The sequence below is a fragment of the Xylophilus sp. GW821-FHT01B05 genome, from assembly GCA_038961845.1.
In the GTDB taxonomy this organism is placed as follows: domain Bacteria; phylum Pseudomonadota; class Gammaproteobacteria; order Burkholderiales; family Burkholderiaceae_C; genus Xylophilus.
On record CP152408.1, the window covers coordinates 4,698,855 to 4,721,708 of the forward strand.

20 protein-coding genes and 1 pseudogene are annotated in these 22,854 nt (G+C 67.2%); 10 read left to right on the forward strand and 11 right to left on the reverse strand.

The annotated features are described in order from the left end of the window. Nucleotides 1-4 precede the first annotated feature (4 nt). Nucleotides 5-625 (reverse strand): PilN domain-containing protein, encoded by a 621-nt coding sequence (locus tag AAFF27_21955; protein XAH22639.1) that lies wholly within the window; start codon nt 623-625, stop codon nt 5-7. After that, a complete protein-coding gene (locus AAFF27_21960) occupies nt 622-1,701 on the reverse strand; it encodes a pilus assembly protein PilM (protein ID XAH22640.1) in 1,080 nt (359 codons plus the stop codon). Before AAFF27_21960 ends, AAFF27_21955 begins: the two co-directional genes overlap by 4 nt. A 317-nt stretch (nt 1,702-2,018) precedes the next feature. Here AAFF27_21960 and AAFF27_21965 point away from each other — a divergent pair, with 317 nt between their 5' ends. Further along, nucleotides 2,019-4,352, forward strand: coding sequence for a penicillin-binding protein 1A (locus tag AAFF27_21965; GenBank protein XAH26293.1), 2,334 nt, complete (start codon nt 2,019-2,021; stop codon nt 4,350-4,352). 2 nt (nt 4,353-4,354) lie between these two features. Here the strand turns inward: AAFF27_21965 and cyaY are convergent, their stop codons facing one another. Further along, entirely contained in the window at nt 4,355-4,684 is a 330-nt protein-coding gene (cyaY, locus tag AAFF27_21970) for an iron donor protein CyaY (GenBank protein ID XAH22641.1), read from the reverse strand. 11 nt (nt 4,685-4,695) lie between these two features. Here cyaY and AAFF27_21975 point away from each other — a divergent pair, with 11 nt between their 5' ends. Next, on the forward strand, nt 4,696-4,989 hold the full coding sequence (locus AAFF27_21975) for a lipoprotein (GenBank protein XAH22642.1): 294 nt from the start codon (nt 4,696-4,698) through the stop codon (nt 4,987-4,989). Further along, nucleotides 4,986-6,275 (forward strand): diaminopimelate decarboxylase, encoded by a 1,290-nt coding sequence (lysA, locus tag AAFF27_21980; GenBank protein ID XAH22643.1) that lies wholly within the window; start codon nt 4,986-4,988, stop codon nt 6,273-6,275. Before AAFF27_21975 ends, lysA begins: the two co-directional genes overlap by 4 nt. Nucleotides 6,276-6,360: 85 nt before the next feature. On the opposite strand, the gene AAFF27_21985 is transcribed toward lysA, so the two are convergent. From AAFF27_21985 to AAFF27_22005, 5 genes are all read right to left on the reverse strand, one after another. After that, nucleotides 6,361-6,990: a protein-methionine-sulfoxide reductase heme-binding subunit MsrQ gene (locus tag AAFF27_21985; GenBank protein XAH22644.1), complete on the reverse strand. Its 630-nt coding sequence runs from the start codon at nt 6,988-6,990 to the stop codon at nt 6,361-6,363. 19 nt (nt 6,991-7,009) lie between these two features. Then, nucleotides 7,010-8,008, reverse strand: coding sequence for a protein-methionine-sulfoxide reductase catalytic subunit MsrP (gene msrP, locus AAFF27_21990; protein ID XAH22645.1), 999 nt, complete (start codon nt 8,006-8,008; stop codon nt 7,010-7,012). Between the two features lie 95 nt (nt 8,009-8,103). Continuing rightward, a complete protein-coding gene (ccsB, locus tag AAFF27_21995; GenBank protein ID XAH22646.1) occupies nt 8,104-9,447 on the reverse strand; it encodes a c-type cytochrome biogenesis protein CcsB in 1,344 nt (447 codons plus the stop codon). 35 nt (nt 9,448-9,482) lie between these two features. Continuing rightward, nucleotides 9,483-11,636: a cytochrome c biogenesis protein ResB gene (locus AAFF27_22000; protein XAH22647.1), complete on the reverse strand. Its 2,154-nt coding sequence runs from the start codon at nt 11,634-11,636 to the stop codon at nt 9,483-9,485. A gap of 124 nt (nt 11,637-11,760) precedes the next feature. Further along, on the reverse strand, nt 11,761-12,402 hold the full coding sequence (locus tag AAFF27_22005; GenBank protein ID XAH22648.1) for a c-type cytochrome: 642 nt from the start codon (nt 12,400-12,402) through the stop codon (nt 11,761-11,763). Between the two features lie 88 nt (nt 12,403-12,490). On the opposite strand from AAFF27_22005, the gene yihA reads away from it, so the two are divergent. Both yihA and AAFF27_22015 read left to right on the forward strand, forming a co-directional pair. Next, the gene (gene yihA / locus AAFF27_22010) at nt 12,491-13,237 is read left to right on the forward strand and encodes a ribosome biogenesis GTP-binding protein YihA/YsxC (protein XAH22649.1); all 747 of its coding nucleotides are present in this window, start codon (nt 12,491-12,493) and stop codon (nt 13,235-13,237) included. A 46-nt stretch (nt 13,238-13,283) separates the two neighbouring features. After that, entirely contained in the window at nt 13,284-14,228 is a 945-nt protein-coding gene (locus tag AAFF27_22015) for an alpha/beta fold hydrolase (GenBank protein XAH22650.1), read from the forward strand. Nucleotides 14,229-14,267: 39 nt separating this feature from the next. Here the strand turns inward: AAFF27_22015 and AAFF27_22020 are convergent, their stop codons facing one another. Together AAFF27_22020 and AAFF27_22025 are read right to left on the reverse strand one after the other, a co-directional pair. Then, nucleotides 14,268-15,134: a lysophospholipid acyltransferase family protein gene (locus AAFF27_22020; protein ID XAH22651.1), complete on the reverse strand. Its 867-nt coding sequence runs from the start codon at nt 15,132-15,134 to the stop codon at nt 14,268-14,270. Further along, complete coding sequence (locus AAFF27_22025) at nt 15,131-16,042, reverse strand: lysophospholipid acyltransferase family protein (protein XAH26294.1); 912 nt, start codon at nt 16,040-16,042, stop codon at nt 15,131-15,133. The genes AAFF27_22020 and AAFF27_22025 overlap by 4 nt, the downstream gene beginning before the upstream one ends. 89 nt (nt 16,043-16,131) lie before the next feature. Between AAFF27_22025 and metK the strand changes: the two genes are divergently transcribed. Next, complete coding sequence (metK, locus tag AAFF27_22030) at nt 16,132-17,319, forward strand: methionine adenosyltransferase (protein ID XAH22652.1); 1,188 nt, start codon at nt 16,132-16,134, stop codon at nt 17,317-17,319. A 305-nt stretch (nt 17,320-17,624) separates the two neighbouring features. On the opposite strand, the gene AAFF27_22035 is transcribed toward metK, so the two are convergent. Further along, on the reverse strand, nt 17,625-18,551 hold the full coding sequence (locus AAFF27_22035) for a LysR family transcriptional regulator (protein ID XAH22653.1): 927 nt from the start codon (nt 18,549-18,551) through the stop codon (nt 17,625-17,627). 108 nt (nt 18,552-18,659) lie between these two features. Here AAFF27_22035 and hpaH point away from each other — a divergent pair. The 4 genes and pseudogenes from hpaH (at nt 18,660) to AAFF27_22055 (ending at nt 22,820) form a co-directional block, all read left to right on the forward strand. After that, nucleotides 18,660-19,462: pseudogene (gene hpaH / locus AAFF27_22040) on the forward strand (2-oxo-hept-4-ene-1,7-dioate hydratase). Nucleotides 19,463-19,486: 24 nt separating this feature from the next. Further along, entirely contained in the window at nt 19,487-20,962 is a 1,476-nt protein-coding gene (locus tag AAFF27_22045) for an aldehyde dehydrogenase family protein (GenBank protein XAH22654.1), read from the forward strand. Nucleotides 20,963-20,973: 11 nt separating this feature from the next. Beyond that, on the forward strand, nt 20,974-21,873 hold the full coding sequence (locus AAFF27_22050) for an extradiol ring-cleavage dioxygenase (protein ID XAH22655.1): 900 nt from the start codon (nt 20,974-20,976) through the stop codon (nt 21,871-21,873). Further along, a complete protein-coding gene (locus tag AAFF27_22055) occupies nt 21,870-22,820 on the forward strand; it encodes a fumarylacetoacetate hydrolase family protein (protein ID XAH22656.1) in 951 nt (316 codons plus the stop codon). The genes AAFF27_22050 and AAFF27_22055 overlap by 4 nt, the downstream gene beginning before the upstream one ends. Nucleotides 22,821-22,854: the final 34 nt, after the last annotated feature.

Genomic DNA, 22,854 nt, shown 5'->3' on the forward strand with positions numbered 1-22,854 from the left:
AAGTTCAAGGACGTGCTGCCGTGGCCGCACCAGCGGTTGCCGCCGCCGCTGCGGCCTGCATCTCGCTGGAGCGCAGCAGGTGCACGGAAATGGTGAAATTCGCCACCCGCCGCTGGTCGCGCGGCGAGAGGTTGACGGTGCCGGCCACGATCTCCACCAGTTGCGGCTTGGCAAGCCAGGGCGTGTTGGAGCCCAGGTTGCGCAGCAGCTCGGAGACGCGCTCGTTGGACTGGGCCGAGCCCTTGAGGGTGACGGTCTGTTCCAGCTGCTTCATGTCCGTCAGGTACACGCCGTCGGGCAGTTGCCGCACCAGCTCATTGAGCAGATGCACCTGCAGGTTGCGGTCCGACTGCAGGTCTTCCACGGCCTTTTGCCGTGCCCGCAGCGCCGCGATCTCGGATTCGAGGCTGGCGATTTCCTTGATCTGGGATTCCAGGCGCGTGATCTCGGTCTTCAGGAACTGGTTGCGACCCTGCTGCGCCTCGATCTGCGACTGGTACCAGAGGTAGACCGCGCAGGCGATCAGCGCGCCCAGCAGCATCGAGCCCAACAGGGTCGAGTTGAAGGCGTCGCGGCGCCGCTTGCGTGCCGCCTCGCGGTGCGGCAGCAGGTTGATGAGGATCACTGCAGGAACCTCCGCATCGCCAGGCCGCAGGCCGTCAGGTAGGACGGCGCATCGCGCAGGACCTTCTTGGAGCGCACGCCGGCGCCGACTTCCATCCCGTCGAAGGGGTTGGCCAGGCCGCAGGGAAAGGAACACTGCTGCGTCACCGCCTCGGCCAGGCCGGGCAGCGACGCCGAGCCGCCCGCCAGCAGGATCTTGTCGACGTGGTTGTAGGGCGTGCTGGTGAAGAAGAACTGCAGCGAGCGCCCGATTTCAGCCGCCATGCCGTCCACAAAGGGGCGCAGCACGGCGGTGTCGTAGTCGTCCGGCAGCTCGGCATTGCGCTTCTTGCTTTCCGCCTCCTCGGGCGAGAAGCCGTACTGCCGCACGATGATCTGGGTGAGCTGCCCGCCGCCGAACGCCTGCTCGCGCTCGTACAGCACCTCTTCGTTGCGGATCACCTGCAAGGTGCTGGCAACGCCGCCGACCTTGAACAAGGCCACCATGGCGTTGGCGCCCTGGTTGGGTAGCGCGCCAATCAGCCGATCCGCCGCCAGGCGGGCTGCATAGGATTCGATGTCCAGGATGATCGGCTTCAGGCCGGCGGCTTCGGCCAGGCCCTGGCGGTCCTGCACCTTTTCGCGGCGCGACGCGGCGATCAGCACCTCGACATCGCCGGGCGAGCCGGCGCTCGGACCGATCACGCAGAAATCAAGGCTGACCTCGTCCAGCGAGAACGGAATGTACTGGCTGGCCTCGGACTCGACCTGGACTTCCAGCTCCTGCTCGGACAGGCCGTCGGGCAGGATGATGCGTTTGGTGATCACCGCCGAGGGCGGCAGCGCCATGGCGACATTGCGGGTGCGCGTGCCGCTTTTCTTCACCAGGCGGCGTACCGCCTCGGCCACCTCGTCGAACTTCTCGATGCTGCCGTCGACGATCAGGCCCCGCTCCAGGGGTTCGATGGCGCAGCGCTCAAGGGACCAGCGACCGCTTTTGTCGCGGCCAAGCTCGACCAGCTTGACGCTGGACGAGCTTATGTCGATCCCCAGCAGCGGTGCGGCTTGGCGGTTGAACAGCGACCTCGCAGAGATCAAATCGGCTCCCTGAAATCATTGGAATGGAGGTGCTACAAAAGCTAACACTTCAAAACGAATGCTATCAGCACATTTTCCAAACCACCAAGCCATTGGGAGTCCGACCAACGGTAGGGCGTTGGTAAAACAATACGTTTGCCGCTTACAAGCGAAGTGGTCACACACGCTTGCACTGTGCGCAGGCAGGAAAAGGGACAAGTCAGTCTCGATTTTTATAATGGGGGGTTGTCCCCAACCGAGCCCCCATGCCTTCTTCCTCCAAATCGACGGATACCCCCAAGGACCGCAAGCTCGTTTCACTGCGTCCGGCGGGCGGGCTGACCTGGGTGCTGCGCGCGCTGCTGGCCCTCGCGGGGCTGGCCGTGGCCGGGGCCGTGGCGCTGCTGCTGGTGATCGCGGTCGCGCTGGCCGTGGCCTATCCCAACCTGCCGGATATCTCTGACCTGGCGGACTACCGGCCCAAGCTGCCGCTGCGCGTGTTCTCTACCGAAGGCGCGCTGCTGGGTGAGTTCGGTGAAGAGCGCCGCAACCTGACGCCGGTGGGCGACATCCCCAAAGCCATGAAGGATGCGGTGCTGGCCGCCGAAGACAGCAGCTTCTACAGCCACGGCGGCGTGGACTACAAGGGCATGGTGCGCGCCGCGCTGGCCAACCTGAACCGCGCCAAGAGCCAGGGGGCGTCGACCATCACCATGCAGGTGGCGCGCAATGTCTACCTGTCGTCCGAGAAGACCTTCACCCGCAAGATCTACGAGATTCTGCTGACCTTCAAGCTCGAGCACCTGCTCTCGAAGGACCAGATCCTGGAGATCTACATGAACCAGATCTACCTGGGCAACCGGGCCTACGGCTTTGCCGCGGCGTCCGAGGCCTACTTTGGCAAGCCGCTGAAGAACATCACCATTGCCGAAGCCGCCATGCTGGCCGGCCTGCCCAAGGCCCCCACCGCCAACAACCCGGTCAACAACCCGCGCCGGGCCCGTGCGCGCCAGCTCTACATCATCGACCGGATGGAAGAAACCGGCTTCATCACGCGCGTGGAAGCCGACGCCGCCCGCAAGGAAGAGCTGAAGATCCGCAGCGGCCCCGACGCCGGCCGGGTGCATGCCGAGTACATCGCCGAGATGGTGCGCCAGCTGATCTTTACCCAGTACGGCAACGACGCCTACACACGCGGCCTGAATGTCTACACCACCGTCAGCGCGGGCGACCAGGATGCGGCCTATCGCTCGCTGCGCAAGGGCCTGATGGACTACGAGCGGCGCCAGATCTACCGCGGCCCGGAAGAGTTCGTGGACCTGCCGCGCGACCCCAAGGAGCTGGAAGAAGCCGTGGGCGACGCGCTGAGCGACCACCCCGACAACGGCGACGTGCTGGCCGCCGTGGTGCTGTCGGCTGACCCGAAGAAGATCGTTGCCCTGCGGCCCAACGGCGACCACATCGAGATCACCGGCGAGGGCCTGCGCCCGGCGCAGTCGGGCCTGAGCCCCAAGGCCGCGCCCAATATCCGCCTGCGCCCCGGCGCGGTGATCCGCGTGGTGAAGACGCCCAAGGACAGCTGGGAGATCACCCAGATCCCCGAGGTGGAAGGTGCCTTCATTGCGCTCGACCCGCGCAATGGCGCCGTGCGCGCGCTGGTGGGTGGCTTCGACTTCGGCAAGAACAAGTTCAACCACGTGACCCAGGCCTGGCGCCAGCCGGGCTCCAGCTTCAAGCCCTTCATCTATTCGGCCGCGCTGGAGAAGGGCTTCACCCCGGCCACCGTGATCAATGACGGCCCGCTGTTCTTCGACGCCGGCACCACCGGCGGCCAGCCCTGGGAGCCAAAGAACTACGGCGGCGGCTTCGACGGCCCGATGTCCATGCGCCGCGCGCTGGAGAAATCCAAGAACATGGTGTCCATCCGTATCCTGCAATCGATCGGCACCAAGTACGCGCAGGACTGGATCACGCGCTTTGGCTTCGACGCCGACAAGCACCCGGCCTACCTGCCGATGGCGCTGGGCGCGGGCTCGGTCACGCCGATGCAGATGGCCTCGGCCTATGCCGTTTTTGCCAACGGCGGCCACCGCGTCAATCCCTGGCTGATCGCCAAGGTCACCGACCAGAAGGGCCGTGTACTGCTGGAGACCACGCCGCCGGTGCTCGACCGGACGAACCAGACCATAGACCCGCGCAACGCCTACATCATGGACAGCCTGCTGCAGAGCGTGGCGCGCTCGGGCACCGCGGCACGCGCCCAGCAGATGCTCAAGCGCCCCGACATCTACGGCAAGACCGGCACCACCAACGACTCGATGGACGCCTGGTTCGCCGGCTTCCAGCCGACGCTCGCGGCCATCACCTGGATCGGCTACGACACGCCGCGCAGCCTGGGCGACCGCGAAACCGGCGGCGGCCTGAGCCTGCCGGTGTGGGTCAGCTTCATGGACTACGCGCTCAAGGGCGTGCCGGTGGCCGAGATCACCGCGCCCTCGGGCGTGGTGAACGTGGGTGGCGAGTGGTTCTACGAGGAATACGCGCGCAATGGCGGCATTCCAAGCCTGGGCGCCGACACGACGGCCGGCGCCGCCGGGGCGGATGTGGGCGCACAGCAAGCCCCCCCGGCAGCCGAAGAGCGCAACCGCATCCTCGATCTGTTCAAGAACTGAACTCAGCCCGCGAAGGACAGGGACAGGCCCGACTGGGCGCTGGTTTCGCGGGTGAGGATGGCGCGCAGTTCGCCCTGGCCCTTGGTGTCTTGCCAGGCGCTGCCGTCCCACTTGAAGTGGTAGCCGCCGGAGCGCGCGGCCAGCCACAGCTCATGCAGCGGTTTTTGCATGTTCAGCACGATCTGGCTGCGATTGGGGAAGGTCAGGGTCACCATGCCGCCCACGCGCTGGCTGTCGAGGTCCGCATCGGTCTCGTCGTTGATGCGGTCACAGCTTTCCTCCACGCTCTGGAGCAGTTGCTCGGCAAGGTCGAGGAATTCGAGGTCGGTCATACAATTTGCGGATGTTGAAAGTCCCCGGAATTCTAGTGAGAGCCTTTGTCCTTGCAGGCAGCGCGGCGGTATTGGCCGCCTGCGGGCAGAAAGGGCCGCTGATGCTTCCGACCGGGCCGCTGGCTGCGGGGCGTGCCACCTTGCCGCAAACCGTCAAACGCCAGGTGTTCGGCGCGCCCGACAAAGCCGCACCAGCCGCCGCCGGCGCGACGACCGACAGCAGCTCTACCACGGAGCCCAGCGCTCCGCCGCCGGAGCAGGATCTGGTGCCGTCGATGTCCTTCCCTGCCATAACCACCCCATGACCGCTTCTTCCGTACTGCCCGGGCAGCCCCACGTTGCCCGCCGCGGTGGCGCGCTTTTCATCGAGGACGTGCGCCTGTCCGACCTGGCCGCGCGCCACGGCACGCCGCTGTTCGTCTACTCCAAGGCCGCCATGCTGGCAGCGCTGGCCGCCTACCAGCGCGGCTTTGCCGGGCGCCGGGCGCAGATCTGCTATGCGATGAAGGCCAACTCCTCGCTGGCGGTGCTGCAGGTGTTTGCGCAGGCCGGCTGCGGCTTTGACATCGTCTCTGCCGGCGAGCTGCGGCGCGCGCTGGCCGTGGGCGCCGATCCGGCCAAGATCATCTTCTCGGGCGTGGGCAAGACCCGCGCCGAGATGCGCGAGGCGCTGGCCGCCGGCATTGGCTGCTTCAACGTCGAAAGCACGGCCGAGCTGGAGGTGCTGCACACCGTGGCGACCGAACTCGGCACGCAGGCGCCGGTCAGCATCCGCGTGAACCCGAACGTCGATCCGCAAACGCACCCCTACATTTCCACCGGCCTGAAGGGCAACAAGTTTGGCGTGGCCCATGAGGACACGGTTGCCACCTACCTGCGCGCCGCCGCGCTGTCGGGCTTGCGCGTGGTGGGCATCGACTGCCACATCGGCTCGCAAATCACGCAAGAAAGCCCCTATCTGGACGCAATGGACCGGGTGCTGGACCTGGTGGAAGCGATTGAAGCCGCGGGCGTGCCGCTGCACCACATCGACTTCGGCGGTGGCCTGGGCATCGACTACCAGGGCGACACGCCGCCGGCGGCCGACGCGCTGTGGGCGCGGCTGCTGGCCAAGCTGGATGCGCGCGGCTTTGGCGGCCGGCAGCTGATGATCGAGCCTGGCCGCTCGCTGGTCGGCAATGCCGGCGTCTGCCTGACGGAAGTGCTCTACCTGAAGCCCGGCGAGCAGAAGAACTTCTGCATCATCGACGCCGCCATGAACGACCTGCCGCGCCCGGCCATGTACGAGGCCTACCACGCCATCGTGCCGCTGGAACAAGACAGCGGCGCGGCCACCACGGCATCCACCTATGACGTGGTCGGCCCGATCTGCGAGAGCGGCGACTGGATCGGCCGCGACCGCACGCTGGCGGTGCAGGCCGGCGACCGGTTGGCGGTGCTGTCGGCCGGCGCCTATTGCATGAGCATGGCCAGCAACTACAACACCCGCGGCCGCGCGGCCGAGGTGCTGGTGGACGGCGCGCAGGCGCATTTGATCCGCGTGCGCGAGACCGCCGAAGACAGTTTTGCGCACGAGCGCCTGATGGCCTAAATAAAAACAATAGCAGCTACCCGACGTACTGTCTGCATTTCAGGCATAAAACCACCTGAAATGCAGGAAATACGCGGGCTAGCAGCTATCTTTTTTGAAGAGCCGGCGGCGGCACCCAGCGGCGGCGCAGCGCCCGCAGCACACGCCAGCCCAGCAGCAGGCCGATGATGGCGGCGTAGACAAACACCTCGGCAAAATTGTTCTTGCCCGCGCGCATCCAGAAGAAATGCAGCAGGCCCAGGCCGGCGATCAGGTACACCAGCCGGTGCAGCCACTGCCAACGCTTGGCGCCCATCCACTTGATGGCGCGGTTGAACGAGGTCGCGGCCAGCGGCGTCAGCAGCACGAAGGCGGCGAAGCCCACCAGGATGAAGGGCCGCTTGGCGATGTCCTTGGCGATCTCCGGCACATCCAGGTCCATGTCGAACACGCCGTAGCACAGCAGGTGCAGCACCACGTAGAAGTAAACGAACAGGCCCAGCATGCGCCGATAGCGCGCGAGTGCGGTCCAACCGCTCATCACGCGCAGCGGGGTGACCGCCAGCACGATGCACAGAAAGCGCAGCGTCCAGTCGCCGGCCGAGCGGATCAAAGCCTCGGCCGGGTTGGCGCCCAGCTTGTCGGTGAAGACGCCGTAGCACAGCCATGCAAAAGGCAGCAGGCACAGCAGGAAGACGACCGGCTTGGTGGCCGGGTGAAGCAAAAGCTTCTGCATGGAAAGGCCGGGCCCGGCTCTAGAAGTTCTTCTTCAGGTCCATGCCGGCATAGAGCTGGCCGACCTGGGCCTCGTAGCCGTTGAACATCTCGGTCTTGCGCCGCTTGGCAAACAGGCCGCTGCCGTCGCCAATGCGGCGCTCGGTGGCCTGGCTCCAGCGCGGGTGGTCGACGTTCGGGTTGACGTTGGAATAGAAGCCGTACTCGTTGGCAGCGGCCTTGTTCCAGGCCGTTGGCGGCTCTTTGTCGAGGAAGCGGATCTTGACGATGGACTTGGCCGACTTGAAGCCGTACTTCCACGGCACGACGAGCCGCACCGGCGCGCCGTTCTGGTTGGGCAGCACCTCGCCATACATGCCAAAGGCCAGCAGCGTGAGCGGGTGCATGGCCTCGTCCATGCGCAGGCCTTCGGTGTAGGGCCAGTCGAGCACGGCGGAGCCGACGAAGGGCATGGTCTTCTTGTCGGCCAGGGTGACAAATTCAATGAACTTGGCGCCGGGCTGCGGCTCGACCTTGTTGATCAGTGCCGACAGCGAATAGCCCACCCACGGAATCACCATGGACCAGCCCTCGACGCAGCGCAGGCGGTAGATGCGCTCTTCCTGCGCGCTGAGCTTGAGCAGGTCCTCGATCGCGTACTTGCCGGGCTTTTTCACCAGGCCTTCGATCTCCACGTTCCAGGGCCGGGTCTGCAGCGTGTGCGCGTTCTTGGCCGGATCGGCCTTGTCGGTGCCGAACTCGTAGTAGTTGTTGTAGCTGCTGGCGTCCTTGTATTCGGTCAGCTTGTCCATGGACATGGCGCCGGCCACCTTGGATGGCGCACCGGGCAGCGGCGCCAGCTTGCCGGGTGGCGGCGTCTGCGCCAGTGCCTCGCGGCTGGCCCAGGCGGCCAGCACGCTGCCGGCGGCGCCGCCGGCCAGCAGCTTCATCAGCGCGCGCCGGTCTTCGTAGACGCCACGCGGCGTGATCTCGCTGGAGAGCGGGTGCTGGAAGCCGTTGGAGCGGGAGCGGATCGGCATGGCGTACCTCGTCGTCGAATTGGGCTGTTCACACAGGCTGTGTGCTGATGGGATTACGCATGCAGCACCGGCCTGGTTTCAGAATCCCCGGAGAGCTACAAGGTTCCGTAGCTGTGCAGCCCGCTCAGGAACATGTTCACGCCCAGGAAGGCGAAGGTGGTCACCGCCAGCCCGACCAGCGCCCACCAGGCCGAGATGGCGCCGCGCAGGCCCTTCATCAGGCGCATGTGCAGCCAGGCCGCGTAGTTGAGCCAGACGATCAGCGCCCAGGTCTCTTTCGGGTCCCAGCTCCAGTAGCCGCCCCAGGCCTCGGCCGCCCACAGCGCGCCCAGCACGGTGGCAATGGTGAAGAAGGCAAAGCCGACGGCGATGGCCTTGTACATCACGTCTTCCAGCACCGGCAGCGGCGGCAGCTTGCTGGCGATGCGCTGGCGGCCAAACAGGATGCCGGCCACGATCAGCGCCGAGATGCCGAAGTACACCGCCCAATAGCTGCCACCGGCCTCGGTCACGGTCTTGCGGAACACGATGGGCTCAAAACACAGCACCACGCCCAGTGCCCACAGCGGCGTGAGCTTGTACCAGCGGGTTTCACCGGCCTGCTGCTTGATCAGATAGGCAAAGGCCACCATGGCCGACAAGGCAAAGGTGCCGTAGCCGATGAAGTTGGCTGGCACGTGCAGCTTCATCCACCAGCTTTTCAGCGCGGGCACCAGCGGCTGGATCTCGTGCGCCTCGCGCACCACCGTGTACCACAGCAAAAAGCCCACCGCCGCGCTGACCACCAGCAGCACAAAGCCGCCGAGCGCACGGGTGCGGTACTGGTCTTCGTAGTACAGATAGAAGGTGGTGGTGAGCCAGCAGAACAGCACGAACACCTCGTACAGGTTGCTGACCGGGATGTGGCCGATGTCGCTGCCGATCAGGTAGCTTTCGTACCAGCGCACCATGGTGCCCACCAGCGCCATGGTCACCGCCACCCAGGCGATGCGCGAGCCCAGCAGCGACATGGCCGTGCCCTCGCCGCGCGAGAACATGCCGATCCAGTAGAAGATGGTGCTCATGAAGAACAGCACGCTCATCCACAGGATGGCCGACTGGCTCGACAAGAAGTACTTGAGCCAGAACACGTTCTCGGCGCGCCCCAGGTCGCTTTGGTAGGAGACGATGCCCAACAGGGCCAGCGCCGCCACCACCAGCATCAGCAGGCGCAGCGGCCGCCAGAACCAGCCGAGCCAGATCGCCGCCGGCATGGTGCCCAGCAGGATGCCTTTCTCGTAGACATCCATGAAGGCGCCGTAGCGCATGAAGGCGAACAGGCCGCCGGCCACGACCAGCGCGGCAAAGCCCCAGTCAAGCCAATTGCGCCGCGCGAGGAAGCCCTCGTTCAGCGTCACCGTGCGGGGAGCGTCATTGCGGGGAGCGGTGGCGGTATTCATGGGGGTCTTTTTCTGTTCTTTTCAGCCGCGTGGCACTAGGGCTTACCCGGCTCGGGGCCGAGCAGCTTGTCGCGGAGGTGCGCGAATTCGCGCTCACCGTCCATTGTCTTGCGATTGGCCGACAAGGCCATGGTGGCGTGGGAATCCAGGCCGCGCGGCGCCAGCCACACCCACAGGCGGCGCTCGCGCACGTAAAGCATGGCAAAGATGCCCAGGATGAGCAGGCCGCAGCCCAGGTAGACCACGGTCTTGCCCGGCGCGCGCGCCACCTGGAACACGCTGGCCTGCACCTGCGTGAAATCCTTCAACCGGAAGGCCATGGGCTCGGGGTAGAGCTGCACATCCGACAGCGACAGCACCGCCTGCGTCATGAAGCCGCGTGCCTTTTCATCGCCCGGCAGCGGCGCCAGGCCGGCCTGCTGGCGCGTTTGCTGCATCAGCTCGAACAACACGCCGTTCAGGATGCGCACCAGCACCTCGCCGGCGCGGGCGCGCTCGGCCTCGGGCACGTTGGCTTCCATGAAGTCCGATATCGCCTGCAGGCCGCCGCGCGGGCCGTCCGGCGCGGCAGTGCCCGCTGCGGGCGGTACGTCACCAGCGAACAGCGCCAGCGCGCGTGAGGCCGACAGCTCCAGCTGGCTGGCCAGCTCCGGCCGCGCCGGGTCGACCGCCTGCGCGACATAGCGCCGCACCGCCTGCTCGCGCTGGGCCGGGTCGGCCAGCGCGTGCTGCAGCCGCAGAAAGCCGTCCATGCTGCCCTGGTCGTCTACCGGAATGCGCAGGTAGCGAAACTCATCGGCGGCCGAAGAGCGCATGCCAAACAGATAGGCCGGCACGCCGTCTCCGGTATCCACCGGCAGCATGTAGTTGTGGAACTCGCGCGCCTGGCCGGCGGCGTCGCGCAGGCGGTAGGTGATGCTGGGGCCGACGTTGCGCAGCTCTTTCTTGGTCGTGGTCTTGTTGGCCGCGCCCAGGCGCTCGTCTATCGCATGGCGCAGGTCCACCTTGCGCACGTCCAGTCCGCTTTCGCCGGGGCGGCCGAAGTTCTCGACATTGATGGTGCGCAGCGCGGTGTATTCCAGCGTGAGCTTCTGGCCGCCCGCGCCCTGGCTCAGTTCAGAGCTGGCGCCGATCTGGCCCTCGACCTCAAAGGGCTTGACCGGCTGGCGCGCGCCGTGCATCGGCACCGCGTCCAGCACCACGCGCGAGCCGCCGTCGTCGAAGCTCGACTGGTAGATCTCCACGCCGCGCCAGCTCGCCGGGTGGTTCACCTCGACTCGCGCCGGGTGCGACTCGCCGGTGGCCTTGTCGTGGATCACGATCTCGCTGGCAAACAGCTTGGGCATGCCGGTCGAGTAGTAGTCGACGATGAATTTCTTCAGCTCGACCGAGAACGGCAGGTCTTGCACCACGATGCCGTCCGACTGGTTCAGGATGGCGCTGCTGGATTGCGTGCCCTCGGTCACCAGCAGGTTGCCGCGGAAGGTCGGGTTGTTGGGCCCCAGCCGGTGCTGGGGCGCCACGTCGGCGATCATGCCGCCACCGTTGTAGGCCGTCTTGCCGTGCAGCAGCATCTGCGCGCGCACCACCAGGTCGCCGTCCAGCAGGCCGCCAATGCACACCAGCACGATGGCGCTGTGCGCCGCGATGTAGCCCAGCTTGTTGGCCGCACCCGCCTTGGCCGCCACCATCCAGCCGATGCCGGCCGAGGTCGGCCGCTCCTGCAGCCGCACCTTCCAGCCGCCGCCAGCCAGCAGTTGGCCGATGCGCTGCGCCGCGACTTCCGGTGTTTCACCCAGATCCGATTCGGCACGCAGGCCGAAGGCGCGCAGGCTCTGCTCGCGGATGTTTTCCTTGTAGAGCTTCAGGTCCGCCAGGATCTTGGGCGTGCTGCGCCCTATGCACAGCGAGGTGCTCACCACCAAAAACGCCAGGATCAGCAAAAACCACCAGGCGCTGTAGACGCGGTAGAGGCTGGCCGCGCCAAACACCTGGGCCCAGAACGGCCCGAACTGGTTGACGTAGTTGCCATAGGGCTGCTGCTGCTGCAACACCGTGCCAATGACCGAGGCAATGCAGATCACCGTCAGCAGCGAGATCGCAAAGCGCATCGACGACAGCAACTCCACCGCAGCGCGCAGTGCATGCGAGCCGAACCGGACGCGGATACCGTGGGTGGAAACGGACATGGAGGCGGTGTTGGGAGCGAAGCGGAAGGGAGACGAACGAAGGGCGGGACCATCATCAGAGATGGACCCGCCCTTATTTGGATTGTTTGTCGGCGGTTAGTTCAAGCTGCAGTGCAGCGGGGGCTCAACGCAGACCGGCGATGTAGTCGGCCAAGGCCTTGATTTCGCGGTCGTTCAGGCGGGCACTGACACCATGCATCACGGAATTGTTGGTGCGGGTGCCGTCGCGGAAGGCCACCAGTTGCGTGGCGGTGTAGTCGGCATGCTGGCCGGCCAGGCGCGGGTACTGGGCCGGCATGCCGGCGCCGTTCGGGCTGTGGCAGCCAGCGCAGGCGGGCACGGCGCGGTCGGCGATGCCGCCGCGGTAGATCTTCTCGCCGATGGCGACCAGGTCCTTGTCCTTGGCGAAGCCAGGCTTCTCGGGCTTGGCGGCCACCCAGTAGGAGATGTTGCGCATGTCGGCGTCGCTCAGTTGCGCGGCGAAGCCCTGCATGATCGGGTTCTTGCGCTTGCCCTCTTTGAACTCCTGCAATTGCTTGACCAGGTATTCAGGGTGTTGCTGCGACAGCTTGGGCTGGGCCGGCACGGCGGAGTTGCCATCCGCGCCGTGGCAGGCGGCGCATACGGCGCCGTACTTTGCCTCGCCTTGCGCCAAGTCGGGCTTGGCAGCCTTCTGCTGCGCGGCAGGAGCGCCCTCAGCAGCAGACGCGGACAGGGTAGAAGCGGCCATTGCGGCAGCCATCAACACAGAGGCAAGCAACTTCATATCGAGGGTCTGTTTATATGCGCAAAACCTCGTGATTCTACAATGGTGGTCCGGCTTAGCCCGCCATGACAACCCTAACCTCCCCCTGATGACTGCACCCACCTCCCCCGCGCCCGTTGACGGCAACGCCCCCGAGCCCGTCGACGCCAAGACCGCGATGGGCTGGATGCACACCGCTCGCTTTCTCACGACGGCCGCGCAATTGCACCACCTGCCGCCGCTCACGGTGCCTGAAATCGCCTTTGTCGGGCGCTCCAACGCCGGCAAATCCACCTGCATCAATACGCTGACCCAGCAGAAGCAGTTGGCCTACGCCTCCAAAAAGCCCGGCCGCACCCAGCACATCAACTTATTCAGCCTGGGCAAGCAGGGCGTGCAGGACGCCGTGCTGGCCGACTTGCCCGGTTACGGCTACGCCGCCGTGCCCAAGGCCGACAAGGCGCGCTGGCAGCGTGTCATGGCCAACTACCTGATCAGCCGCGAAAGCCTGACCGGCGTCGTGCTGATGTGCGACCCGCGCCATGGCCTGACCGAGCTGGACGAGATCCTGCTCGACGTGATCCGCCCGCGCGTGGAGCAAGGCCTGAAGTTCCTGGTGCTGCTGACCAAGGCCGACAAACTCACCCGCGTCGAGGCCAACAAGGCGCTGCAGATCGCCCAGCTCAACGCCGGCGGCGGCGAGGTGCAGTTGTTCTCCGCCCTCAAGCGCCAGGGCGTGGACGAGGCCGCGCAGCGCCTGTGGCGCTGGGCCCATCCGGTCCTGCCCGAGACAGCGGAGGGCGCCGACGCCCCCGCCGTCACCACCGAGACGCCCGCGCCCGACGCCGCGCAGTAAGGTCGCCCTCGCCCGCCGCACCGCGGCTGGCCACGAGGAGACGACCATGATCGAGACATACCAACGCGCGCTGCCGCACGGCATCACCCTGGGCTGCCGCGCCAGCGGCGCGCCCGGCCGGCCGGTACTGCTGTTTTTGCACGGCTTCCCCGAGGGCGCCTTTGTCTGGGACGCCCTGCTGGAGCACTTCGCCGACCCGGCCCACGGCGGCTACCGCTGCGTGGCGCCGAATCTGCGCGGCTTTGGCCCGTCGAGCGCCCCCACCGAGCCCGAGGCCTACCGCGCCAAGCACCTGGTGCAAGACCTGGTGGCGCTGATCGCACTTGAAGCCGGCCCGGGCCAGCCCCTGGCAGCACTGGTGGCGCACGACTGGGGCGGCGCCGTGGCCTGGAGCCTGGCCAACCAGCATCCAGCGTTGCTGGAGAAGCTGGCCATCATCAACTCACCGCATCCCGGTGCCTTCCTGCGCGAACTGCAGGGAAACCCGGCGCAACAGGCTGCCAGCGCCTACATGAACTTTCTGATCCGGCCAGATGCGGAAGCACTGCTGGCAGCGGATGACTTTCGCCGGCTATGGGAGTTTTTCACGGGCATGGGTGCCGAGGCCGCCCCTGGCACGCCGGGCGCGCCCGATGGCGCCGGCTGGCTCACGCCGGCCGTGAAAGAGCAGTACCGCGAAATCTGGCGCGCCGGCCTCACCGGCGGCTGCAACTACTACCGCGCCTCGCCGCTACGCCCACCGCGCGAGGGCGATCCGGCCGCCGCAGCCATCACGCTGCCGGAATCCATGCTGCGGATAGAAGTGCCCACGCTGGTCATCTGGGCCGCAGACGACATCGCCCTGCCGCCCTCGCTGGCCGACGGCCTGGAGCAGTGGGTGCCCCGGCTGGAGCTGCACCGCATACCGCGCGCCACGCACTGGATCGTGCACGAGCAGCCGGCGCTGGTCGCCCGGCTGCTGCAAGGCTTTTTAATCAAAAAATATAGCTAATAGCCAAAGCGCAGCCTGGGCTAGAGGCATATTTCACCATTAATACACCGAAGGCACGCCTTCTGGCCGCGTCTTGAAGCGCTTGTGCACCCAGTAGTACTGCGCGGGCATGCTGTCGATGTAGCCCTCCAGCCGGCGGTTCACCAGCTCGGTGTCGGCCAGCACGTCGTCGGTGGGGAAATCGGTCCAGGACGGCAGGATGTCCACCGTGTAGCCGGTGGGCGTGAGGCGCGGCAGCACGGGCACCACCTTGGCGCGGCCCAAGCGGGCAAAGCGCGGCACCGAGGGCAGCGTGGCCGCCGGCACGCCGTAGAAGGGCACAAACACCGAGTCCTGCGGGCCAAAGTCCATGTCTGGCAGCAGGTAGAGCACGCCGCCGCCGCGCATGGCGCTCAGGATGGTCTTCATGCCGGTGGTGCGGGTGAACACCTGCGAATCGCCAAAGCGCAGCCGGCCCTTGCGCACCCATTCGTCCACCGCCGGATCGGATTGCGACGAGTAGATAGAGAACCAGCGCCGCACCACCTGCATCGATATCGTGGTTGCCGCTGCATCCAGGCCGTAGAAATGCGGGCAGAACAGGATGGTTGGCGTGTCGCCCTGCAGCTCGGGCACCGCGCCCTGCAACACCAGGCGGCGCTCCAGCACGTGGCGCGGCGCATGCCAGAGCCAGCCGCGATCCAGCCAGGTCTGGGCAAAGACGACAAAGCTCTGCTGCGCCAGCTTCTTGCGCTCGGCCGCGCCCAGTGCTGGAAAGCACAGCGCCAGATTGGTCAAGGTGATGTGGCGGCGGCTGCCCATCAGCGCATACAGCGCGCGCCCAAACAGCCAGCCCAGCGCCCGCACCCAGGACAGCGGCAGAACCGCCATCAGGCGCATGAAAAGAATGCCGATCCGGCCGGTCATGCAGGCGTCTCCCCGGTGGTGTGCGGCTCCGCGCGCGGCGCCTTGTAACGTGCGTAGCCCCACAGGTACTGCGTGGGGCAGCGATGAATCAGTTGCTCCATGTCGGCGTTGAGCGCGGCGACGGCTGCCGGCAAATCGGCCGGCAGCGGCGCGGCGCGCTCCTGCACGTGCACGACAAAGCCCTGGCCGCGCGGCAGGCGCTCGCTCCAGGCCAGCAGCACGGTGGCGCCAGACTGCTGCGCCAGGCGCGCAGCCAGGGTCATGGAATAGGCATCGCGGCCAAAGAACGGCGCCCACAGGCCCAGGCCCTCGGGCGGCACCTGGTCCGGCAGCAGGCCGACCGCCTCGCCGCGCCGCAGCGCGCGCAGCATCTGGCGTACACCGGCCAGCGTGGTCGGCACGGCCTGCAGGTGCGGCCGGCTGCGCGCCTGCGCCATGGTGCGGGCCAGCCAGGGCTGGCGCGCCGGGCGGTAGAGGATGGTCATGGGGCCGTGCGCCGGGCCGTAGTCGGCGGCCAGGGCTTGCGGCGACATCTCGAAGCCGCCCAGGTGCGGCGTCAAAAACAGGATGCCGCGCCCGGCCGCATAGGCACGCGTAATGCAGCCGCCATCCTCCCAGCGCCAGGGCGGCGGCGCGCCAAACCACAGGCGCGGCAGCTCGGCCACCATGCGCCCGGTATGCGCCACCGCGCCGCGCACCGCACTAGAGGCAAAGCCGGCCTGGCGCGCATTGGCCAGAAAGCGCCGCCGGTAGGTCGGCGAGGCCACAAAAGCCAGCCAGCCCAGTGCCGCGCCAAGCGCGTGCAGCAGGGGGAGCGGGAGGCGGGAGAGGAATCGGAGCATCGACGGAAGAGAAAACGACGCCCAGCTAGAATGGACCGGTCGCCGAGTTAAATGAGCAACTTGCAGGGCGACGTTAAACACAACTGCTAAAGCGTTCGCCAAGGCTCCGAAAGGCCCGGGCAACGCCCGCAGCCGAAACACTGGAGTTTATGCAAATGGCGAACGACTTTCTCTTTACCTCCGAATCCGTCTCCGAAGGCCACCCCGACAAGGTCGCCGACCAGATCTCCGACGCCATCCTGGATGCGATCTTCGAACAAGACCCGCGCAGCCGCGTCGCCGCCGAAACCCTGACCAACACCGGCCTGGTGGTGCTCGCAGGCGAAATCACCACCAACGCGCATGTCGACTACATCCAGGTGGCGCGCGACACCATCAAGCGCATCGGCTACGACAACACCGAGTACGGCATCGACTACAAGGGCTGCGCGGTCATGGTCTGCTATGACAAGCAGAGCAACGACATCGCCCAGGGCGTGGACCAGGCCAGCGACGACCACCTGAACACCGGCGCCGGCGACCAGGGCCTGATGTTCGGCTACGCCTGCGATGAGACGCCCGAGCTGATGCCCGCGCCGATCTACTACGCACACCGCCTGGTAGAGCGCCAGGCCCAGCTGCGCAAGGACGGCCGCCTGCCCTTCCTGCGGCCTGATGCCAAGAGCCAGGTCACCATGCGCTACGTGGACGGCAAGCCGCACAGCATCGACACCGTCGTGCTGTCCACCCAGCACAGCCCGGACCAGAGCGAAACGCCGACCAAGATGAAGGCCAGCTTCAACGAAGCCATCATCGAAGAGCTCATCAAGCCGGTGCTGCCCAAGGAATGGCTGCAGGACACCAAGTACCTGATCAACCCGACCGGCCGCTTCGTCATCGGCGGCCCGCAAGGCGACTGCGGCCTGACCGGCCGCAAGATCATCGTCGACACCTACGGCGGTGCCTGCCCGCACGGTGGCGGCGCGTTCTCGGGCAAGGACCCGTCCAAGGTCGACCGCTCGGCCGCCTACGCCGCGCGCTACGTGGCCAAGAACATCGTCGCCGCCGGCCTGGCGCGCCAGTGCCAGATCCAGGTCGCCTACGCCATCGGCGTGGCCCGGCCGATGAACGTCACGGTCTACACCGAAGGCACGGGCGTGATCCCGGACGAGCAGATCGCAGCCCTGGTGCAAGAGCACTTCGACCTGCGCCCCAAGGGCATCATCCAGATGCTCGACCTGCTGCGCCCGATCTACCAAAAGACCGCCGCCTACGGCCACTTTGGCCGCGAAGAGCCCGAGTTCACCTGGGAAAAGACGGACAAGGCCCAGGTGCTGCGAGCAGCAGCAGGCCTGAAGGGCTGAAAACCCGGCTCCGCCAAGCGACATGGGCCGCCACGCACCAACACCGTGCACCCATGTCGCCCGATAGCGACAAAATAGTCCCGGCAAAACCGGGCTTCGGCGTCAACCCGGCAGCTCCGCGTCCCGTTGTGGATAGCCCAAGGAGTTCGCCATGCCCACGTTTGATCCAATCCACGCTTCCCAAGGTAATCGCCCAGCGCCCTGCTGGCCGTACGACGCCCGGGACCGCAAGCGCTGAGTCCTCTCGCGCCTTGCCCTGACTTTCCCTTTCTCTCCCTCGCCGGCCCTGATGACACCCGCCGCCATCACGAGCGCAGCGCCTGCTGCGCCATGTCGCCCAGCCAGGCGGACAGGGCCTCGGCAAAACCCTCGGCCGCCGGCGACGTGACGCGCCGCGCGGGCCGGTAGAGGCACACCTCCCGCATCACTTCCGGCTCGACCACGCGCCGCATCACCAGTCCCCAGCGCTGCTCAGCCCAGACGCCCACGTAGGCCGGCGACAGCGTCGCGGCCAGGCCTTCGGCCGCAATGCCGAGCGCGGTCGTGATGTTGTCCACCACATCGATGGGCACGATGCGCTCGTGCTCCGGCAGGTTGAGCCGCATCATGGCCACGCTGCGCTCGTGGTCGCGCCCCGCAGTCACCAGCGGCTGGCCGCGCAGGTCGCGCCAGCGCAGGCGGCGCTTGCCTGCCAGCGGATGGCCCGGCGCGCACCACAGCACCCACGGGCTCTTGAACAGCGGAATGCGTTCCACCTCGTCACCGGTTGGCCGGTCCGGCCCCACGGCCAGGTCGACATCGCCGCGCGCCACCAGGTCCACCAACTGTTCGACCGCCGCATCGCGGATGCGCACCACCACCTTGGGCCGGTCCTGCCCATAGCGCCGCACTACGGTCGGCAGGAATGCGCTGGCGATCACCATGGGCGCGGCCACGCGGACCAGGCCGGCGGCCCGGTCCCGCAGGTCGGCCGCGGCGATCTCGGCCCGGTGCAGGTGCTGCAGCACGGGCTCTGCCACCCCCAGAAAGTCCCGGCCCGCCGCCGTGAGCGAGACCTTGCGCGTGGTGCGGTCGAACAGGCGAAAGCCGGTGGCCGACTCCAGTTCCCCCACCAACTGGCTGATGGCCGAGGGCGTGAGCCCCAAGCCCTCGGCCGCAGCCGTGAAGCTCAGCGCGTCGGCCACGGCGGTGAAGGCTTCGAGCTGGCGCAGGGTGTAGCGGGACAGGGGCATGTTTATCTTTAAGTTTGTCTTATCAATCACCCAGAATCCGTCGATTGTGCCGAATGAACGCCCTCGGCACACTGCGGGACTTCCCAGCAGAGCCCACGGAGACAAACCATGCTCGACGACACCCTGCGCCGCGCCTTGGCGCGCGAGTTGCACCAGGCCGAGCGCAGCCGCGTGCAGTTGGAGCATTTCTCCAAGCGCCATCCGCAGATGGAGATCGCCGACAGCTACGCGATCCAGCACGAATGGGTGCAGCTGAAACAGGCAGAGGGCCGCAGCATCCGTGGCCACAAGATCGGCCTGACCTCGCGCGCCATGCAGATCGCCTCGCAGATCACCGAGCCGGACTACGGCACGCTGCTGGACGACATGTTCGTGGCCGAAGGCGGCGACGTCCCGGCCGCACGCTTCATCCTGCCGCGGGTGGAGGTGGAGTTCGCCTTCATCCTGGGCCGCGCGCTGCAAGGCCCGGCGTGAGCATCTTCGACGTGCTGGCGGCCACCGACCACGTGGTGCCGGCGCTGGAGATCATCGACGCGCGCATCGAGCAGTTCGACCGCCACAGCAAGGCCCCGCGCAAGGTGTTGGACACCATCGCCGACAACGCGGCCAATGCCGGCATCGTGCTCGGCGGCCGACCGGTAAAGCCCGACGCGGTGGACCTGCGCTGGTGCGGTGCGCTGCTCTACAAGAACGGCGTGATCGAGGAAACCGGCTTGGGCGCTGCGGTGCTCAACCATCCGGCCCACGGCATCGCCTGGCTGGCCAACCGGCTGGGCGCACACGGCGTCGGCCTGGCCGCTGGCGAGGTGGTGCTGGCCGGCTCCTTCACCCGGCCGGTGGCCGCCGCCGCAGGCGACGTTTTCCATGCCGACTACGGGCGGCTCGGTGCGATTGCGCTGCGTTTTGTCTGACTACTCCCCCTGCACAGGTTCCCCATGCATGACGCCCTTCTGGACGTGGCCGGCATTGCCGTCTCGCCACTGCACTACATCGATGGCCAGCGCGTGCCATCGACCGAAACCTTCGAGCTGCGCTCGCCCATAGACCAACGCCTGCTCGGCCATGTGGCCGAAGGCCTGCCCGCGCATGTGGATGCCGCCATCGAGGCGGCCCAGCGCGCCTTCCCGGCCTGGTCGGCGCTGACTGCGGCCGAGCGCCAACCGCTGCTGCACCGCTTTGCCCAAGAGATCCAGCAACGCGCCGAAGCGCTGTGCCTGGTCGAGTCCAACGATGCCGGCGTGCTGCTCTCGCGCATGCGCCACGGCGTGGCGGCGCGCGCGGTACTGAACATTGCCTTCTTCGCCGACCATGCGCTGGCGCTGGAGCACCGCCGCATCGAGACCGAGCAGGCCACCCACCGCATACGCCATGACCCAGCCGGCGTGGCCGCCATCATCACGCCTTGGAATGCGCCGCTGATGCTGACCACCTGGAAGCTCGGGCCCGCGCTGGCGGCGGGCAACACGGTGATCGTCAAGCCACCGGAATGGGCGCCCCTGACCTGCTCGCTGCTGGCAGATGCCGCGCATGCCGCCGGGCTGCCGCCGGGGGTCTTCAATGTGGTGCAGGGCACGGGCGCACGCACGGGCGCACGGCTGGTGGCCGACCCACGGCTGGCGCGCATCTCTTTCACGGGCTCGGTCCCCACTGCAAAGGCCATCGCACAAGCAGCGGGCGCCAACCTTGTGCCCTGCAGCTTCGAGCTGGGCGGCAAGTCGCCCTTCATCGTGCTGGAAGACGCCGACCTCGACAACGCCGCAGCCACCGGCGCACTGATGTACCGCAACGCGGGCCAGGTCTGCCTGGCCGGCACGCGGCTGCTGGTGCACGAGAAGGTGGCGGCACGCTTCACCGAGCTGCTGCACGGCTACGTGCAGCGCCTGACCGTGGGCGACCCGCGCGAGGAAAGCACCGAGGTCGGCCCGATCATCCACCCGCGCCAGCTCGACCGCGTGGACGGCTTCGTGCAGCGCGCGGTGGCCGCCGGCGCCAAGCTGCTGTGGGGCGGGCAGCAGCACGGCTTTGGCGCGCAGTACTACATGCCGACGCTGCTCACACAGGTGGCGCAGGGCTCCGAGATCGTGCAGAACGAGGTCTTCGGCCCGGTGCTCACGCTGCAGACCTTCGCCAGCGACGATGAGGCGATCGCGCTGGCCAACGACGTGGACTACGGCCTGGGCGGCATCTGCTATGGCGAGACAACGCACGCCACGGCAGTGGCAGAGCGCGTGCAGACCGGCTTCATCTGGGTCAACTCCTTTGGCATCCGCGACCTGGCAGCGCCCTTTGGCGGCTGCAAGCGCTCGGGCATAGGACGCGAGGGCGGCGACTGGAGCTTCGAGTTCTTCTGCGACGTCAAGGATGTCGTGGTGCCCAAGAAGCCCTTTCGCGCAAGCTTCCACCAACGCTAGGAGGACATGGCATGGGACACATCGTTGGCGCAGCCCTGGTCTCGCACCACCCCGGCCTGATGCAGGCAGACGACTTCCGCGTGAAGATGGGCGACGGCGCGGACTCCGACCTGATCGCCGGCTACGCCCGGCTCCGCGCACGGGTCGACGCCGTGCAGCCAGACACCGTGCTGATCTTCGACACCCACTGGTTCACCACTGGCTACCACCTGGTCGACGGCGGGCTGATCCACCGCGGCAGCTACATCTCCGACGAGATGCCCTGGTACCTCGCCGGCGTGCCCTACGACTACCGCGGCGCACCAGAGCTGGCGGCCCTGATCGAGCAGGTAGCAGTGGAGCAAGGCGTGCTCAGCAAGGCCATCTACGACCCTGATCTGCCGCGCCACTACGCCACCATCAACGTCGTGAACCAGTTGGGCTTCGGCCGGCGCGGCGAGCGCGTGGTGACGGTTAGCAACTGCCAGAACTGCGAGCCGCACCACTACCTGGAGTCAGGCCGCGTCATTGCCGAGGCGATCCGCCGCAGCGACGCGCGCGTGCTGCTGCTGGCCTCTGGCGCGCTGAGCCACCGCTTCAACCCGATCGACTGGGTACAGCAGCACCCGCGCATCTACCACGAGAGCAATGTCTCGCGCCCGGCAAACATCGCCGCCGACAAGCAAGCCATCGCCCTGCTGGAGCAGGGGCGGCACGACCAGGTGCTGGCGCAGTGGGACACGACCTTCCGCAAGCTGCCGTGGGAGGGCTTTGGCGGCCACTATCTGCAGATGGTCGGCGCGCTTGGCGCCGGGCAGTGCCGCAGCAAGGGCACCGCGCTGTCGGACTACGAGAACGCGCGCGGCACCGGCAACATCCACATGTGGTTCGACGTCGAGCGCATGGACTCCCCCACGGAAAGCACCCCATGAGCCTTTGTGAATTCCCGGTCGATCCCCAGCACCTGCCCGCTGTGCTGCGCGGCCCCCGCGTCGAGCGCCGGCGCATCCTGCACCAGGGCAGCGCCTACTGGTGCACGGTGCAGGCCGACGGCCGGCTGCGGCTCGACGATGGCCGCAGCGTGGAAGAAGCCGGCGTGCAGTACCTGCCCCCCTGCGAGCCGAGCAAGATCATCTGCGTGCACCTGAGCTACAGCTCGCGCGGCCTGGAGACGCGCAACCAGGCCAAGCCGACCGACACCCCCACCTACTTCACCAAGCCCGTCACGGCCCTCAACGGCCACCGGGGCGACCTGGTCAAGCCGGCGGACTGCCGCTACCTCAACTACGAGGGCGAGTTTGCGGCCGTCATCGGCCGGACCTGCCGCAACGTCACGCCTGACGAGGCCTGGGACTACATCGCGGGCTTTGCGCCGGCGCTCGACATGGGCCTGCAGAATTTCCGCGACACCGACCAGGGATCGATGCTGCGCGTCAAGGGCGCCGACGGGCTGCTGCCGATCGGCCCCGGGCTGGTGTCCGGCGTCAACATCTTCGAGCAGACGCTGCGAACCTGGCGCAACGGCGAGCTGGTGCAGGAAGCCCACATCGGCGACGAACTGGTCTGGGGCCCGCACTACATGGTGGCCGACATCGCACGCCACATCACGCTACTGCCCGGCGACGTCATCCTGACCGGCACGCCCTGCCACTCAAGGCCGCTGGAGGCGGGCGACCTGGTCGAGGTCGAGATCACCGGTCTGGGACGGCTCAGCAGCCGCGTGGTGGAAGGCCCCGTGCCGCGTGCCTCGGCGCTGGGCGTAGGCCACGCGCCGACCGACTCGGACGAGGTACGCCGCGTGGCGCTGGGCCACGACCCGCGCGTGCCCGAGCGGTTCAAGGAGGCCTACCGGCGCGCCGCCGGCAAGTCCGCTGGCTGAAGCTACAGTGCCAGAGTTTTCATCGTCGCCGGGT

Bases quoted from the DNA above. Each gene is read 5' to 3' on its own strand.
- cyaY (XAH22641.1), bottom strand. From the start codon at position 4,684: ATGACCGACCTCGAATTCCTCGACCTTGCCGAGCAACTGCTCCAGAGC.
- AAFF27_21975 (XAH22642.1), top strand. From the start codon at position 4,696: ATGTTGAAAGTCCCCGGAATTCTAGTGAGAGCCTTTGTCCTTGCAGGC.
- lysA (XAH22643.1), top strand. From the start codon at position 4,986: ATGACCGCTTCTTCCGTACTGCCCGGGCAGCCCCACGTTGCCCGCCGC.
- AAFF27_21985 (XAH22644.1), bottom strand. From the start codon at position 6,990: ATGCAGAAGCTTTTGCTTCACCCGGCCACCAAGCCGGTCGTCTTCCTG.
- msrP (XAH22645.1), bottom strand. From the start codon at position 8,008: ATGCCGATCCGCTCCCGCTCCAACGGCTTCCAGCACCCGCTCTCCAGC.
- ccsB (XAH22646.1), bottom strand. From the start codon at position 9,447: ATGAATACCGCCACCGCTCCCCGCAATGACGCTCCCCGCACGGTGACG.
- AAFF27_22000 (XAH22647.1), bottom strand. From the start codon at position 11,636: ATGTCCGTTTCCACCCACGGTATCCGCGTCCGGTTCGGCTCGCATGCA.
- AAFF27_22005 (XAH22648.1), bottom strand. From the start codon at position 12,402: ATGAAGTTGCTTGCCTCTGTGTTGATGGCTGCCGCAATGGCCGCTTCT.
- yihA (XAH22649.1), top strand. From the start codon at position 12,491: ATGACTGCACCCACCTCCCCCGCGCCCGTTGACGGCAACGCCCCCGAG.
- AAFF27_22015 (XAH22650.1), top strand. From the start codon at position 13,284: ATGATCGAGACATACCAACGCGCGCTGCCGCACGGCATCACCCTGGGC.
- AAFF27_22020 (XAH22651.1), bottom strand. From the start codon at position 15,134: ATGACCGGCCGGATCGGCATTCTTTTCATGCGCCTGATGGCGGTTCTG.
- metK (XAH22652.1), top strand. From the start codon at position 16,132: ATGGCGAACGACTTTCTCTTTACCTCCGAATCCGTCTCCGAAGGCCAC.
- AAFF27_22035 (XAH22653.1), bottom strand. From the start codon at position 18,551: ATGCCCCTGTCCCGCTACACCCTGCGCCAGCTCGAAGCCTTCACCGCC.
- AAFF27_22045 (XAH22654.1), top strand. From the start codon at position 19,487: ATGCATGACGCCCTTCTGGACGTGGCCGGCATTGCCGTCTCGCCACTG.
- AAFF27_22050 (XAH22655.1), top strand. From the start codon at position 20,974: ATGGGACACATCGTTGGCGCAGCCCTGGTCTCGCACCACCCCGGCCTG.
- AAFF27_22055 (XAH22656.1), top strand. From the start codon at position 21,870: ATGAGCCTTTGTGAATTCCCGGTCGATCCCCAGCACCTGCCCGCTGTG.